15 protein-coding genes are annotated in these 13,746 nt (G+C 44.0%); 8 read left to right on the forward strand and 7 right to left on the reverse strand.

The window, feature by feature from the left end; genetic code table 11:
* Nucleotides 1-203 precede the first annotated feature (203 nt).
* On the reverse strand, nucleotides 204-1,895 hold the full coding sequence (gene leuA / locus K6Y31_RS15195) for a 2-isopropylmalate synthase (protein WP_233053805.1): 1,692 nt from the start codon (nucleotides 1,893-1,895) through the stop codon (nucleotides 204-206).
* A gap of 256 nt (nucleotides 1,896-2,151) precedes the next feature.
* Between leuA and K6Y31_RS15200 the strand changes: the two genes are divergently transcribed.
* The 4 genes from K6Y31_RS15200 to rsuA all read left to right on the forward strand — a co-directional run bounded on the left by K6Y31_RS15200 (nucleotide 2,152) and on the right by rsuA (nucleotide 5,148).
* Nucleotides 2,152-3,147 carry a DUF3369 domain-containing protein gene (locus tag K6Y31_RS15200; protein WP_233053806.1) on the forward strand — a complete coding sequence of 332 codons (996 nt, stop codon included), beginning with the start codon at nucleotides 2,152-2,154 and terminating at the stop codon, nucleotides 3,145-3,147.
* 93 nt (nucleotides 3,148-3,240) lie between these two features.
* Nucleotides 3,241-3,432: a hypothetical protein gene (locus K6Y31_RS15205; RefSeq protein WP_233053807.1), complete on the forward strand. Its 192-nt coding sequence runs from the start codon at nucleotides 3,241-3,243 to the stop codon at nucleotides 3,430-3,432.
* Nucleotides 3,433-3,534: 102 nt separating this feature from the next.
* Complete coding sequence (locus tag K6Y31_RS15210; protein ID WP_233053808.1) at nucleotides 3,535-4,317, forward strand: substrate-binding periplasmic protein; 783 nt, start codon at nucleotides 3,535-3,537, stop codon at nucleotides 4,315-4,317.
* Between the two features lie 144 nt (nucleotides 4,318-4,461).
* Complete coding sequence (gene rsuA / locus K6Y31_RS15215; RefSeq protein WP_233053809.1) at nucleotides 4,462-5,148, forward strand: 16S rRNA pseudouridine(516) synthase RsuA; 687 nt, start codon at nucleotides 4,462-4,464, stop codon at nucleotides 5,146-5,148.
* A 52-nt stretch (nucleotides 5,149-5,200) separates the two neighbouring features.
* On the opposite strand, the gene K6Y31_RS15220 is transcribed toward rsuA, so the two are convergent.
* The 4 genes from K6Y31_RS15220 to nadE all read right to left on the reverse strand — a co-directional run bounded on the left by K6Y31_RS15220 (nucleotide 5,201) and on the right by nadE (nucleotide 7,636).
* The gene (locus K6Y31_RS15220; protein ID WP_233053810.1) at nucleotides 5,201-5,554 is read right to left on the reverse strand and encodes a DUF6572 domain-containing protein; all 354 of its coding nucleotides are present in this window, start codon (nucleotides 5,552-5,554) and stop codon (nucleotides 5,201-5,203) included.
* Nucleotide 5,555: 1 nt separating this feature from the next.
* A complete protein-coding gene (locus tag K6Y31_RS15225; RefSeq protein ID WP_233053811.1) occupies nucleotides 5,556-6,044 on the reverse strand; it encodes a hypothetical protein in 489 nt (162 codons plus the stop codon).
* 9 nt (nucleotides 6,045-6,053) lie between these two features.
* Nucleotides 6,054-6,713 (reverse strand): YecA/YgfB family protein, encoded by a 660-nt coding sequence (locus K6Y31_RS15230; RefSeq protein ID WP_233053812.1) that lies wholly within the window; start codon nucleotides 6,711-6,713, stop codon nucleotides 6,054-6,056.
* A 92-nt stretch (nucleotides 6,714-6,805) separates the two neighbouring features.
* Entirely contained in the window at nucleotides 6,806-7,636 is an 831-nt protein-coding gene (nadE, locus tag K6Y31_RS15235; RefSeq protein WP_233053813.1) for an ammonia-dependent NAD(+) synthetase, read from the reverse strand.
* A gap of 263 nt (nucleotides 7,637-7,899) precedes the next feature.
* Between nadE and K6Y31_RS15240 the strand changes: the two genes are divergently transcribed.
* The 3 genes from K6Y31_RS15240 to K6Y31_RS15250 all read left to right on the forward strand — a co-directional run bounded on the left by K6Y31_RS15240 (nucleotide 7,900) and on the right by K6Y31_RS15250 (nucleotide 11,406).
* Nucleotides 7,900-8,589: an NUDIX hydrolase gene (locus tag K6Y31_RS15240; RefSeq protein WP_233053814.1), complete on the forward strand. Its 690-nt coding sequence runs from the start codon at nucleotides 7,900-7,902 to the stop codon at nucleotides 8,587-8,589.
* A gap of 97 nt (nucleotides 8,590-8,686) precedes the next feature.
* Nucleotides 8,687-10,837 carry a sensor domain-containing diguanylate cyclase gene (locus K6Y31_RS15245; RefSeq protein WP_233053815.1) on the forward strand — a complete coding sequence of 717 codons (2,151 nt, stop codon included), beginning with the start codon at nucleotides 8,687-8,689 and terminating at the stop codon, nucleotides 10,835-10,837.
* Between the two features lie 275 nt (nucleotides 10,838-11,112).
* Nucleotides 11,113-11,406: a hypothetical protein gene (locus tag K6Y31_RS15250; protein ID WP_233053816.1), complete on the forward strand. Its 294-nt coding sequence runs from the start codon at nucleotides 11,113-11,115 to the stop codon at nucleotides 11,404-11,406.
* Between the two features lie 4 nt (nucleotides 11,407-11,410).
* Here K6Y31_RS15250 and K6Y31_RS15255 read toward each other — a convergent pair whose 3' ends face one another.
* Nucleotides 11,411-12,079 carry a DUF2161 family putative PD-(D/E)XK-type phosphodiesterase gene (locus tag K6Y31_RS15255; RefSeq protein ID WP_233053817.1) on the reverse strand — a complete coding sequence of 223 codons (669 nt, stop codon included), beginning with the start codon at nucleotides 12,077-12,079 and terminating at the stop codon, nucleotides 11,411-11,413.
* A gap of 70 nt (nucleotides 12,080-12,149) precedes the next feature.
* Between K6Y31_RS15255 and K6Y31_RS15260 the strand changes: the two genes are divergently transcribed.
* On the forward strand, nucleotides 12,150-13,151 hold the full coding sequence (locus K6Y31_RS15260) for a metal-dependent hydrolase (protein WP_233053818.1): 1,002 nt from the start codon (nucleotides 12,150-12,152) through the stop codon (nucleotides 13,149-13,151).
* 89 nt (nucleotides 13,152-13,240) lie between these two features.
* Here the strand turns inward: K6Y31_RS15260 and K6Y31_RS15265 are convergent, their stop codons facing one another.
* Nucleotides 13,241-13,732, reverse strand: coding sequence for an Lrp/AsnC family transcriptional regulator (locus tag K6Y31_RS15265; protein ID WP_233053819.1), 492 nt, complete (start codon nucleotides 13,730-13,732; stop codon nucleotides 13,241-13,243).
* Between the last annotated feature and the right edge of the window lie 14 nt (nucleotides 13,733-13,746).

Raw genomic sequence — 13,746 nt, forward strand, 5'->3', positions numbered from 1 at the left:
ACCTAATGCCCACTACATCGAACAACCAGAAAAGAGTCCCCCTAACGTTCAATAAACCATAAGATGATTAAGCATAATTCAATCGGCAGGGACGCCTTTTATTGAGCAACCAAGGATGGCTAGCGCGATTTGCAGAGTGAACCATGCTTAATCTGGGGTTATCACCAAAACTAAACAAGGCTCACTAAAATCTAAAGGTAGGATTAACCCGCTACCGCCACCTCAGCAACTTGCTGTGCAGTGTAAATGTTTAGCGCGGTTAACACAGCGTCCAACGAAGCGGTCATAATATCTTGATGCACCGCAACGCCTAATACGCGCGTGTCTTCTACCTTCACTAATAGATAGGTAATAGCTTCTGCTTCTGCACCCGAGGTCATGGCATGCTCGGCAAAATCAATCACGTCGATGGTCAATCCGGTTTGTTGCTGCAAGCCATTAACAAAGGCATCTAGCGCACCGCGACCAATGCCTTCCACTTCCACCGCAGTGGTCGCCTCTTGACCTTGGTACTCAAGCTTGGCTTTGACGTGATCACTTTGCTTACGCTCAATGTGATAATCACCTAACACATACGGCCCAGAGGTTGAAAGGTAAGTGGTTTTAAACAACTCACTAATCTGGCTAGCGGATACTTCTGCACCGGTGACTTCTGCAGTTTTTTGCACTACCGCGCTAAATTCAATTTGCGCCCAGCGCGGTAATTGCACGCCCAATTCACGCTCTAAAATCCACGCAATGCCGCCTTTACCAGATTGACTGTTAATGCGGATCACCTCTTGGTAATCGCGGCCTAGATCCGTTGGATCAATCGGCAAGTAAGCCACATTCCAAATATCGTCAGGCTGACGCAATGCCAAACACTTTTTAATCGCGTCTTGGTGGCTACCAGAAAATGCGGTAAAGACTAACTCACCAGCATACGGATGACGCGGATGCACAGGTAACTGAGTACAAGCTTTTACCACTTGCACCACTTCATCGATGTTGGAAAAATCTAACTCAGGATCAATACCTTGACTGTAAAGGTTCATCGCCATGGTCACTACGTCCATGTTACCGGTACGTTCGCCATTACCCAACAAGGTACCTTCAATACGATCGGCCCCCGCCATCACACCTAATTCAGCCGCAGCGACGCCACAACCTCGGTCATTGTGAGTGTGTAAGCTAATAATGACATTTTCACGCTGCGCCACATGATTAATAAACCATTCAATTTGATCGGCGTAGACATTCGGCGTCGACATCTCAACCGTGGCGGGTAGGTTCAATATCACTTTGTCTTGCGCAGTAGGCTGCCAAGTCGCAACCACGGCATCACAAATCTCCACCGCAAAATCTAACTCAGTCCCAGTGAAGCTCTCCGGTGAGTATTGAAACGTCCACTGAGTTTCAGGGTTTGCCTGCGCTAATGCTTTCACGCACTGCGTGCCTTTTACCGCAATGTCAATAATTCCAGCACGATCTAGCTTGAATACCTGCTCACGTTGCACCGTCGAAGTGGAGTTATATAAATGCACCACCGCACGCTTGGCACCTTTTAATGCTGCAAAGCTACGCTCAATCAACGCCGGACGCGCTTGAGTCAACACTTGTATGGTCACGTCGTCTGGGATTTGGTTTTCTTCAATCAACCAGCGCACAAAGTCAAAATCGGGCTGTGACGCGGCAGGAAAACCCACTTCAATCTCTTTAAAGCCGACTTTAACTAATAAAGCCCACAGCACTTTCTTTTGTTCTACTGACATTGGCTCAATCAGTGCTTGGTTGCCGTCGCGTAAGTCTACACTGCACCAGAGTGGCGCTTTACTAATCACTTGATCAGGCCATTGCCTATTGACTATTTCAATTGGTTTAAACGATTGATATTTATTGTGATTAAACGACGACATAAAATCCCTTAGCACTAAGCGCGATTCATTTTGTGAGAAACACCAGTATAAATAGCCGCGCACGCAATGACTGCGCTATTTTTGGCTCAATATTATTAATACGAGCAATAGTTCACCCCAATAATTTACATTGTTAGTAAAAATAACCACAATAATTGATGTAGATTAAATAATATCACCCTAGCCTAGCTTTGCTCTACCTAGCAGAATTTTAATCTAAACCTAGACAGCGGCCGACTCGAGGTCTAAAACCTTAATGAACCCGCTTAGATCAGCAATTAAACAAGGCGTTAACATGACCGATGATGACGACATTCTAATTTTTGAGGATGATGACTCCACAGAAGAGAATTTAAATACAAAAGCTGCGGAAGGTCGCTTTTGGAAAGTGATGATTGTTGATGATGAGCACGATATTCATTCGGTGACTCGCATGGTCACCCATCAAATGGAGTTTATGGATTTACCGGTCAAAACCATCAGTGCCTATTCCGGCGCTGAAGCGAAAAAAATGATCAAAGAAAATCCAGACACCGCTCTAATGTTCCTTGATGTGGTCATGGAAACAGATCATGCTGGATTAGATGTGGTTAAATATGTGCGCAATGAATTACAGAATACCCAAACCCGAATTATTCTTCGCACAGGCCAGCCGGGACAAGCACCGGAGCTTAATGTTATTGTCGAATATGATATTAACGACTACAAAGAAAAAGCTGAGCTTACCTCACAAAAACTACGCACAACGATTTATGCTTCCCTGAGAAACTTTCGTGATATTCAAGCCATCGAACTGACCAAGCGCAGCCTTGAGTCGATGATCAAATACTCACACGAACTATTACATGAACAAGCCATTCATGAATTTGCCACTCATGTGCTAACACAATTGACCACCTTACTGCATTTAGGTGATGACGCCCTTTATTACCGCATTGCCGATAATACAGACGAGCGCGAGGTGCTTGTGGGTATTGGTGAATTTTCTGCATATTCAGATTTTAAAATCAATAAACTACCCGAGAGTATCCAAGCGGAGTTAAGCGAAGTGCACCGCACTCAAAATAGCTTGTATTACGGCGATCGCTATATCGCTTATTTCAAAACAGAAGAAGGTTCAGAGCATATTCTCTATTCACGGGGTAAGCCTCGTCATGAATTTTCAGAATACGACCAACACTTAATTGAGGTTTACTGCCACCACGTGGCGACAGCTTTTAGTGTATTTAATCGAGGCGATCACAAAAAATAGCCTCTTACTCAATAAATATATGGGTTATCCCTGATAGTGAGGTAGCCCTATTCTTCATATAGTGTCAGCATCTCAATATCACAGGATGCAATTATGGCTCATATTATTTTCTGCGCTGACTACGACAAAAAAACACAGCAAAAGCAAAGAGTAAGAAAGGAAATTGTACTGACTCATCAAGATCCAAAAGGACATAGTTTCCACGCTAGCTGTGATATGCAAGAGCAAGAAATCGTGTTTACTTCTCTTTGGGAAAACAACACAACTCCACAGGTTGGACTGTAAAGAGCCACTCGCGCAGCATTAAATGACTTTCGAACTGGTCAACATACAGATAAAAAGGCTATATTTATTTTATCTTTTGACCGCCATGAAATAATAAAGCTTATGTTGCTGCGCTTTGCACTCTCATTCTTTTTTCCATTATGCTTTTCTTTAAGTGCATATGCTCACACAAAAATAACCATTAAAGTCGGTGGCTATCCTTTCTCTCCTTACGTTACTAAAGCGTCCGATGGCACTTATTCCGGCTTAACCTTAGATGTACTTAAGCAGCTGAATAAAGCACAGAATAAATACAACTTCACCTTTGTCTCAACTTCTAGCCTATATCGCTACCAAGCGTTTAGCCGTAACCGTTTCGAATTAATCTTATTTGAAAATAAAATGTGGGGATGGCAACATGTCGACTTTCATACCATACCGCTCCCCCTTGATGACGGCGAAGTCTATATCACCCAGAATAAGCCCGATCGCGGCCAAGACTTCTTTGATGACCTAAAAAGCAAAAAACTGATTTTAGTCGATGGCTATCACTACAACATAACCCGTGATATCACCGACCAAACCCTGCTAAATAAACAGTTTGATGTTTCATTCGTGAATAACAATCACGCCAGTATCGAGGCCATCTTAAGAGGGCGTGGCGAGGTTGCCCCTGTTACTTGGTCTTACTTACAGTTTTATTTAAAGCATTATCCAGAAAAGAGAGCCTTACTATTAAGCTCTGAACGTTGGGATCAGCGCTACCAGCATCAAGCCTTGTTGAGCCATGGCGCACTTATTTCACAAGATGAGCTGATCGCTTACCTTAAGCAACTGGAGCAAAGTGGCACTTTGGATAAGCTGGCTAAAGACTACAATTTATCGCGCAAGATAAATTACAGATAAGTCCTAAAAACCATTATCTATCTCTTAGTGCAAGTTATAGATAACCTCATAAAGCGATATCCACTGGTTTCACTGCTGGTTCTTGATTAGACTGCAGCCTTGTTGAGTGGAGCGCCACTCATACCATCAAAAAAGAGAATCGGCATGCGTCTAGATAAATACCTATGTGAAACCACCCAGCTATCTCGGGCTGACGCCAAAAAAGCGATTTTGCGCGGCCGAGTAAAAGTAGCGGATGTGTTAATCACTAACCCAGCACAAAAAATAGATACCACACAAACCGTGTTATTTGACAGTGCTCCTCTCACATTAACCGGCCCACTCTACATTGCACTGCACAAACCGCAAGGGTATATCTGCTCGACTCTAGATGAAGTGTATCCTTGTGTCCTGAACCTTATTGAGCATGAGAAGAAAGACAAACTGCATCCAGCGGGTCGGCTTGATGTTGATACCACAGGCTTAGTGCTGCTCACCGATGATGGCCAATGGTCGCACCGCGTCACTTCACCCAAGAAAAGCTGTGAAAAGACCTATATGGTAGAGCTAGCAGAACCCTTACGTGACGATGCCGCAGAACGCTGTGAGCAAGGCATTATGCTACACAATGAAAGTAAACCGACTCTGCCAGCCAAGCTTGAGCTGATTAGCCCAACACAAGTCAAAATAACCCTACAAGAAGGCAAATATCATCAAGTAAAACGAATGTTTGCGGCGCTAGATAACAAAGTAATTGGATTGCACCGTGCCACGATAGGCCAAGTTGATTTAACAGATTTGGCGGAAGGCGAATGGCGTTTTTTAACTGCGCAAGAAGTAGCGCAGTTTTAATGTTTAAGACGCGCGAACATTCATGTTCGCGCAAATAAACAGTGATTCAACGTTAACCGTCACTGTCTACATACCCGGTAGCGGGGTTAGGGCCATAGCTAAATTTCACGCGTGTTTGCTCGTAAAGCATGGTTTCCACTTTTGCTAAAAAGGCTTCAGCGGCGGCATGAGGCTTGTGCTTAAACATCACTTCAATGGCCATGCGCATGCCTTTTGCATCAGGCTCTGCCTTGTATACTTCACCGGTACGAATAAACTCAAGATACGCATTAACCTTACTTTGCAGCGTAAATAAGTGAACATCTTCTTCATCCCACTCAAGGGCATCTAAAATGGTTAGCACTAAGGTTTCACTTTCCTTGTCGATACTCATCAAGTCGACTTTTTCTAACTGCTCTACGCTCATGTTAACTCTCTACTGCTTGTAAACTTTGCACTATTAATGCAGGAATATTATCAAGTTCACTATCTTGATTAAAATGCCCAACTACTGCGTCAGCCATTTTAACTAAACTCGCTTGCTGGTAACCGTCTGATTTTATTTGCTGGTATAACTGCTGTAAAAAGCCTTCAGCGCCGAGATGCTGCCATTGCGCTAAATGCACTAGTTCGCGGCAATGCAGTGACCAGTCATCAGCATGCTCTCGCAAAATGTAATAACCGTGGGCATATGCGATGGAGCGTAAATCTTTCGGCATAAACTGCTGTGCCAACATCCCTTTCAGGCCAGTCAGATTGGGCAACGGTAAAGTGTCCACCACCATGAACGCGGTTTGCTGTAAATATGGCTCAGGAAAGTAACCTTTCAAGTAAGGCTGTAATACTGCGCAGCCATGTAATTCACCTTCATGCTCACGCGCAAGAGCTTGCATCCAAGTTAATATTTGCTCAGTCACGTTTATTTCCTATTGGCTATCGTCAGCATCGCCTTCTTCGTCCCAATCATCCTCAGCAATTAAACCTGAAGCCAATGCCGCTTCTTCGACTAGGGCTGCAAAACCCAAACTGAAATCAGGCATTAGGCCATACATTTCTTGGCTAAAAGTTTGTAGATCGCCATTATCTTGAAATTCTGCTATCGCTTCTGCGTTGGCTTTACTCGCAAAAAAACTCAGGGTCATATAAGCCATCGAAAAGGCTTCAAATAAATCTTCATCTTCCGGCAAGGCATCCATGAGGTCTTGGGCATAAAAACCACTTCCCACCGCAAAACCTAAACACCATTCATGTAATGGGTGTCCCGCCAGAAAGTTAGCTTCACAACCTGCCGAAAACTCTAATTGTTTTGGCAGTTTCATGCCTTCTTCATAAACTTGATTGCCAATTTGATTATGCAGCGTAATCAAAGCAAACAGCTTGTCTTCTGCAATATCAGCAGGTAACTCGCCACCTAAAATCTGGCTTAACCAGACATCGGTCTCAATGGGCTTAGGGGCGCAAACCAAGGCGAATAAAAACCCTTTGGTCGCCATCAACGAGAAGGTGTTATTCGGTGTTTCGGCGCTGTTTAACCAAGCTGACAATAATACTTCATCTTGCTGGCTAAGACTTGAGGCTAGTTCCACGTTATTAGATCCAAAAATAGTGCGGTGGCAAACCGGTCGCCACCGAATAAACATCATAAATAGTTGGCCATTACTATCGTAACAACAGTAACTTAATCATAAATGGTAGGTATTGGCTGACGCTTGTGCTGAGTACGTTGGTAAATAGCAATCAACTTAGCTTCGATGTCAGCGGGCACCAATTTACCTTCTAAAAAATCATCGATTTGATCATAGGTCATTCCGAGTGCGACTTCATCTTCTAGTTGTGGCTTAAGTGATTCCAAGTCGGCAGTCGGCGCTTTATGTACTAACAGTGCTGGCGCGCCTAAGGCGTTAGCCAATGCCCGTACTTGTCGCTTATTTAAGCCAAATAAAGGCGCTAAATCACACGCACCATCGCCAAACTTAGTGTAAAAACCCGTAATGTTCTCCGCACTATGATCTGTTCCAACCACTAGCCCGTGAGTCAAACCTGCCACTTCATATTGCGCCACCATGCGCTGGCGCGCTTTCACATTACCTTTTACGAAATCAACAACACCCTCTTCCGGCAAACTCAAACCAGAGAGCAATAAGCCCGCAACACTGGCGGCATGTAACCCTTCGACGGCATCTTTAATATTGACCGTAACGCGCTGACTTGGTTGAATAAAATCTAGCGCTAATTGTGCTTCGTCTTCATCTTGCTGCACACCATAAGGGAGACGCATGGCGATAAATTGATAATCGGAACAGCCTTGCTGCTGGTTCAACCCTTCAATCGCGAGCTGACATAAACGACCAGCCGTACTTGAGTCGACACCACCACTGATGCCAAGCACTAAGCTTTTACAACCAGACTGGGTAAGGCGTGACTGAATAAATTCAATGCGTCGGTTTATTTCAAACTCAACATCGATTTCAGCCTGAACCTTCATTTCAGCCAAAATTTGCGCCTTCATACCTGTATCCCTTATTGCCACTAACGATAAATAGGTTACAAATTTAGCATTATCGGGCGGCTGGGCAAAGCTTACATCTTAGCCCTAATCGTAAAAATGGCTAATGCATGCGATCTGAACTAAAGAAATGACCAATTTGCAGCAACAAAATCTTTACCAAATGACAGAAAGTAACTAAATTTCATATAAGTACCTATTTGGTACTTAAACTAATAAAGACGCGCCTGGTAGTAGGCTCATCATGCATGCCCCAAGGATAAAATATGATTGGTACCATTGAAGTATGTTGTTTCCGTTTACAGCAAGGACAGCTGCAAGTATTGCTGTCTAAACGTAAAAGTGAACCCTACCTCAATCAGTTTGGCTTGATCGGAGGGGGGATACTGCCCGCGGAAGATACCGATATTCGCGACACAGCGATTCGAATATTGCGACAGCGCGCCAATATTTCCAGTCAATATTTAGAGCAAGTGAATACCTTAGCGAATAATCATCGTGACCCAAGAGATTGGTCTATTTGCTGCCTGTTTCTCGCCATCATTACACCAGAGCAAAAGGTACTGCCTCACTGTAAATGGATTAATGTGTTTGATTTAATTAACTCAAAAGTGAATTTAGCCTTTGATCATTTATCTTTGATTCAACAAGCCTTGCTGCGTTTAATCAACAAAACACAATATTCCAGCCTGCCGGTGCATTTTTTCCAAGACCAGTTCACCTTACCCGAACTACAAGATGCGTTTGAGACCATATTACGTAGCAAACTGCCCAAAGCCGCTTTCCGACGTCGCCTGAATCGGCCTGATATTTTAGTCGAAACCGGAGAGAAAGATCGCAGTCAGAATCGCCCTGCGGCATTGTATCGAAGTGCTGAGCAGCATTTATTGGTGCACTATGATCAACTAATGAAAGGGCACAGCACCACTCATTCCGAGATAGAAAGAATGCTTTAGGTCAAAACTCAGCCCGTTACTGTGTCATAAATTAATAAATTACTAAACCGGGTGAGCTTTTGTCTATATTATTCAGATAGACTCTTTGAGGATGCGAGTGGAACCGTTGGATTTATCTGTCACACAAGTTAATGAAATACAAAAACAGTTAGAGCAATGTCAGCAATCAAATGAGCTGATAGCCTTGACGCTCGAATTGTTTCTGTCGACGAGCCAAGTAACTGAAATTAGATTAATTGATTTGCATCCAGAGCCCTATCAACTGGCAGAGCAAATTGTAGGCCAAACTTGTGTGTTTAACTCAGCAGACGCCAATGCACTGCCTCGCCAACAACTTATAGCCGCAACAACAAGAGACCAAGAGGGTTGGCATTATCAAGCTACTCCAGCTAATAATTATCACATACTTGCTTGGCCGAAAAAGATCAGTCCCGATTTATGCTTGGTGTTTGCTAGTAAGCACTTTACCCGCACTTGGCTGAAGCAGCGCCCACTGCTTGAAGGGCTACTAAGACAGATAGGCTATCAATATCAACAACAAAAAACCCAGCGTTCTTTGGAGCAAAAAGTACAAGCTAAACAGGAATTTGCCAATCAAGCCAAAGCGCAAAAAGAACAAGAAGCGCAATTTATTGAGTCCTTGATGCTGCTGCAAAATATAAACCTTAAGCTGAGTAATGCACCCTCACTAGATCAACTGCATAAACAAGCCGTGGAAAGCTTGCGCTCCCCCCTCGGGTTTGATCGATCTGCGCTATTTTTGATGAATCCCCTAACATCCACTTTTAATCCAACTTACGGTACCGATGAACAAGGCAACACCACAGATGAGCACACTCATGTTTATGATATGCATAAAATGTCGCCCATATTTATGCAAACTTGCTTACAGACTAGAGAGTATTTTGTGGTGCTAGAGGACGTACCTCTTTTCACCAACAGTTGCATCGTTGGCTACGGCTGGAATGCAATGCTGATCCTACGCGACGGTGAAACATTACTGGGCTGGATCGCACTGGATAACCTAATTAATAGCAAGCCAATAACACGACATGATAAAGAAATACTGCGTTCGTTTTCTCATATGTTCAGCCAAATTTTAGTACGAAAACGCGCCGAAGAAAGCCTAAAGATGCTCTATAACAGCGCCGAGCAATTATCACACGCTGATACATTATTAGATGTTTGCCGAGCGGCAGTGATACTGGCAAAAAAAGAATTGATGTTGGATCGCGTAGCTATTTTTCTTACCGACGATAACGGCCAAACAATGCGCGGAACCTATGGCTCAGATCTCGAAGGCAATCTCGTCGATGAAACGGGTTACCAGAATATATTGCCTAATAACAGGTTAATTCAACATGCTATCGCTCATGACGATATCTTTGTTATAGAAGAGCCTGCCACTCTGTACCATAACGGGGAGGTAGTTGGCACTGGTTGGAACGCCCTGTTACAACTGCGCAGCGATAACAAGGTGATAGGCTTTATCATTGCTGATAATTTAATTCATGGCCATGCGCTTAACTTACATACTCAACAGTTAATCCGGATCTTTGGTACCAATCTTTCTGAAATGATTGCCCGCAAACAAGCAGAAGAAAACTTAATTAAACTCAATAAAGATTTAGAAAAAAAAGTACAACAAAGAACCCAAGAGCTAGAGTTCGCGAATCAAAACCTAGCGCAAACCAACTTAAAACTAGAACAGTTAACCCAAACCGATGCGCTTACTGGCGTGGCAAACCGTCGCTCTCTTGATCAGCGCTTACAATTCGCTTGGAATCACGCCTGTCGCAACCAAATCCCTTTGATCGTAACCATGTTAGATGTCGATAATTTCAAAACATATAACGATAATTATGGCCATTTAAAAGGTGATGATGCACTCAAAGCAGTGGCTCAGGTGCTCGCCGAACACTTTCGCCGTGCTGATGACACCATCGCCCGCTACGGGGGTGAAGAGTTTGCCATCATTATGCTTGGGGTTGAGTTAGAAGAAGCGGCTACGAGAGTTAATCAAGTCATCTCCGCATTAGCTAACAAGGCCATTACTCATCATGCTTGCGCCCATGGCATCGTGACGATCTCAGCGGGTATGGCGCAATTGGATTACGCCCAACCACAAAGCCAAGCAAACTTAGTGAACCAAGCCGACGTAGCCCTTTATCAAGCAAAAAAAAATGGCAAAAACCAGCTCATTATTTACTCGCTCAATGCTGCCGCTAGCGCACTAAAAAATGAGTAAACCCAAAACGGCAAATGTGCTTCGCCGTTAGCCTATTTTAATTTCCGCACTACTGCAGCCTGCCATTGCCGGAGAGCGCCTATTTGTACGCAATATTTCATTTTCATGGATGAAAACAAAGTACAGGCATCCGAGATCAGCATTTCTCATTTTTTTAACCCCATTAAAGCATGATGCTGTTTAATCCAATTGTCATACCAATGCATTAAAACAACAAGCATATTAGGATAGGTGGGAAAACAATGGAAATGTCTCTGACAGAAGCAATCGCTAGAATGAATGAAATTCAAGGTTATAAACAAGTGTTGCTTTATCACCACCACCAGGTTCGTAGTTTTTCTATCAAGGATGAGGTCAGCCTTAGCGCACTGAAACAAGAGCTGCAAACATTGCGCGCTTTTGAGTTGTTTATTTCTCATCGTGAAGGGGATGAAATAATAGTAAGTGGGGTAAAATTTGCTCAAAACCAATTCGCCGATGTGGCCCCAGTTGAACTGGCGAATAAGCTAAATCACGCTGGCTTATTCACGAAAGATATGAGCTATCGCCGTCTTGTCACGAGCCATTAACGCGTTAACGCCATTGGTTAATTTCGACGCATCCCTGTTTAGACAATTGATAGATTCCTTTCGATACGCGCTCAAACCAACCATACAAATTATTCGCCAACATCGCCCCAGCCTTTGGCTCATCGACGCCCTCTGCAACTTGCGCCGCCTTGGTTGCACCATGGCTTTCTAAGTAAAGCGCCAGCCTTATCATACGCTGTCGGTACACCGTCATTTTTTTACTGCTATTGTTAGCTCCCCCCTGCTCTGGGTCACCTTGACGTTGATGAAACTCATTTAAAGCCATCTTAACTTTGCCATGATTTTTACGCGGCTGATAGTCACCCGGCGAAACCATGGTTTCAACATAGGTTTGCTCGCCAACAAACGCTACCACAATTAAACCGAGGCCCAAGCGTCGCAGTAATTTAACTATACTCTTTTGCTGCTTTTTAATCGGAGCACAATCCGCAGGCACCGCAATATAAACATAATCCGTTAACGCCAAACGCTCAACGGCCTGTAGCACTAAGGTCAAATTAAGCGTGGTTTTAAGCTCAACCACCAGCATTTGCTCTGCACGCACAGCCATCACGTCACACTGCTTTATTTCACCTTTCACCAAAAAACCTTGTTGCTCTAGCATATTTTTAATTGGTGGGTATAAATCGGTTTCTAATCGTTTTATTGTCATAACTCGCACAGTAAAGTAATGTTTTAATTCAACAGCAGTGGTATCTTACCGCGAAAGGAAAATTACTGTTATGGATTCAGTCACGCAAATTGCGCTAGGCGCGTCAGTCGCCGCCGCAATAGGGTTTAAACCCTTTGGCAAAAAAGTATTACTAACAGGTGCTCTATTGGGTACGCTGCCCGATATGGACGTGTTAGTTAACTACGGTGATGATATTGCAAATTACACCAGTCACCGCGGTTTTAGCCATTCATTATTTGTTCTTACCGCCCTTGCCGGCGTGCTATTTTTGCTGGCTAGGCAATATTGGCAAAGTGTGAGAGAGCATCCATGGACTGGATTTTTGGTTATTTGGCTCGCGTTAATCACCCACCCACTACTCGACTCGTTTACCACCTATGGCACGCAAATTTGGTGGCCACTGACTTCTCCGCCAGTTTCTTGGTCCAGCGTGTTTATTATCGACCCGCTTTACACCCTGCCACTACTGGTGGCTATTATTGGCTTAGCCAAAAGCAAACACGCTTCACGCTGGCAAAAAATTAACACTTGGGCATTAACATTCAGCTGTTTATATCTCGCGGCCGGACAATTTTCAAAGTGGCAAGTGCAGCAACAACTGAGTGCCGATGAAGCCGCCAGTCAGCAAATTTTTGTGGCGCCTACGCCGTTTAATATTTTTGCTTGGCGCATCTTGCGTTACCAACAAGACAGTTACGCCGAAGGCTTTACTTATGTGTTTAACTCGCGGCCAATAAAGTGGCAGCACTACAGCACCGGTCGACAATATCTCAACCATTATCAATCTGACGATCTTGACCGATTAGAATGGTTTAGCCAAGGCTTACTGCTGTTTTCGCCACTCAATGAACAGCTGCAAGTGACCGACCTACGTTTAGGTATGGGCGGCTATTACCCATTTAGTTTTGCCATCGCGCAGAATGAGCCTAATAGTAATCTCTGGCAAACCATGGTGCCAACGCAACTGCCTTCCCCTACCGTTGATTTTTCAGCCTTGGTTGAACGTTATAGAAACATTGCCAAAGCCGAACCCGCTAGCGATGCAGAGTAATTGCCTGCAGTATCGTTAATTCGCGCCTCACGCTATGGCTTTTAGTGTTGCCGACATAAGGCGTGAGGTTATGTTAGTTGCGACATTAACTATGATTCGAAATAATGATCCTTGGTCAAGGCCGCTGAAAGAGGCAGTTCTGTGGTGTATTTGAGTTGCTCCATAGCAAAACTAGACGTGACCTCCGTTAACCCGGACACTCTGTTAACGAGTTTTTTGTAAAAGGCATCAAAGCTGCGCATGTCTTTCACTACCACTTTGAGCATGTAATCGTATTCTCCCGCCATCCGATAGCATTCCATCACTTCATCCAAATCCTTTACGTGAGATAGAAACGCCTCAGACCAAGTCGCGCTGTGCTGCTGCGTTTTAACTTGCACTACCGCGGTTAGATCTAAGTTGAGTTGTTGTGGATCCAGTAAAGCAACTTTATGACGAATAACACCTTCATCTTGTAGCCTTTTAATTCGCTTCCAGCAGGGGGTAGTGGTTAAGTTAACTTGCTCAGCGATATCACTGACCGACAAACTGACATCGCGTTGTAATAGTTCCAGTATCTTTATATCGACCTTATCCAGCATAAATTTCCAATTTA

Origin of the sequence: Motilimonas cestriensis (assembly GCF_021295315.1) — a bacterium.
Lineage (GTDB): Bacteria > Pseudomonadota > Gammaproteobacteria > Enterobacterales > CBDFNC01 > Motilimonas > Motilimonas cestriensis.

Bases quoted from the DNA above. Each gene is read 5' to 3' on its own strand.
- leuA (WP_233053805.1), bottom strand. From the start codon at position 1,895: ATGTCGTCGTTTAATCACAATAAATATCAATCGTTTAAACCAATTGAA.
- K6Y31_RS15200 (WP_233053806.1), top strand. From the start codon at position 2,152: ATGAACCCGCTTAGATCAGCAATTAAACAAGGCGTTAACATGACCGAT.
- K6Y31_RS15205 (WP_233053807.1), top strand. From the start codon at position 3,241: ATGGCTCATATTATTTTCTGCGCTGACTACGACAAAAAAACACAGCAA.
- K6Y31_RS15210 (WP_233053808.1), top strand. From the start codon at position 3,535: ATGTTGCTGCGCTTTGCACTCTCATTCTTTTTTCCATTATGCTTTTCT.
- rsuA (WP_233053809.1), top strand. From the start codon at position 4,462: ATGCGTCTAGATAAATACCTATGTGAAACCACCCAGCTATCTCGGGCT.
- K6Y31_RS15220 (WP_233053810.1), bottom strand. From the start codon at position 5,554: ATGAGCGTAGAGCAGTTAGAAAAAGTCGACTTGATGAGTATCGACAAG.
- nadE (WP_233053813.1), bottom strand. From the start codon at position 7,636: ATGAAGGCGCAAATTTTGGCTGAAATGAAGGTTCAGGCTGAAATCGAT.
- K6Y31_RS15240 (WP_233053814.1), top strand. From the start codon at position 7,900: ATGATTGGTACCATTGAAGTATGTTGTTTCCGTTTACAGCAAGGACAG.
- K6Y31_RS15250 (WP_233053816.1), top strand. From the start codon at position 11,113: ATGAATGAAATTCAAGGTTATAAACAAGTGTTGCTTTATCACCACCAC.
- K6Y31_RS15255 (WP_233053817.1), bottom strand. From the start codon at position 12,079: ATGACAATAAAACGATTAGAAACCGATTTATACCCACCAATTAAAAAT.
- K6Y31_RS15260 (WP_233053818.1), top strand. From the start codon at position 12,150: ATGGATTCAGTCACGCAAATTGCGCTAGGCGCGTCAGTCGCCGCCGCA.
- K6Y31_RS15265 (WP_233053819.1), bottom strand. From the start codon at position 13,732: ATGCTGGATAAGGTCGATATAAAGATACTGGAACTATTACAACGCGAT.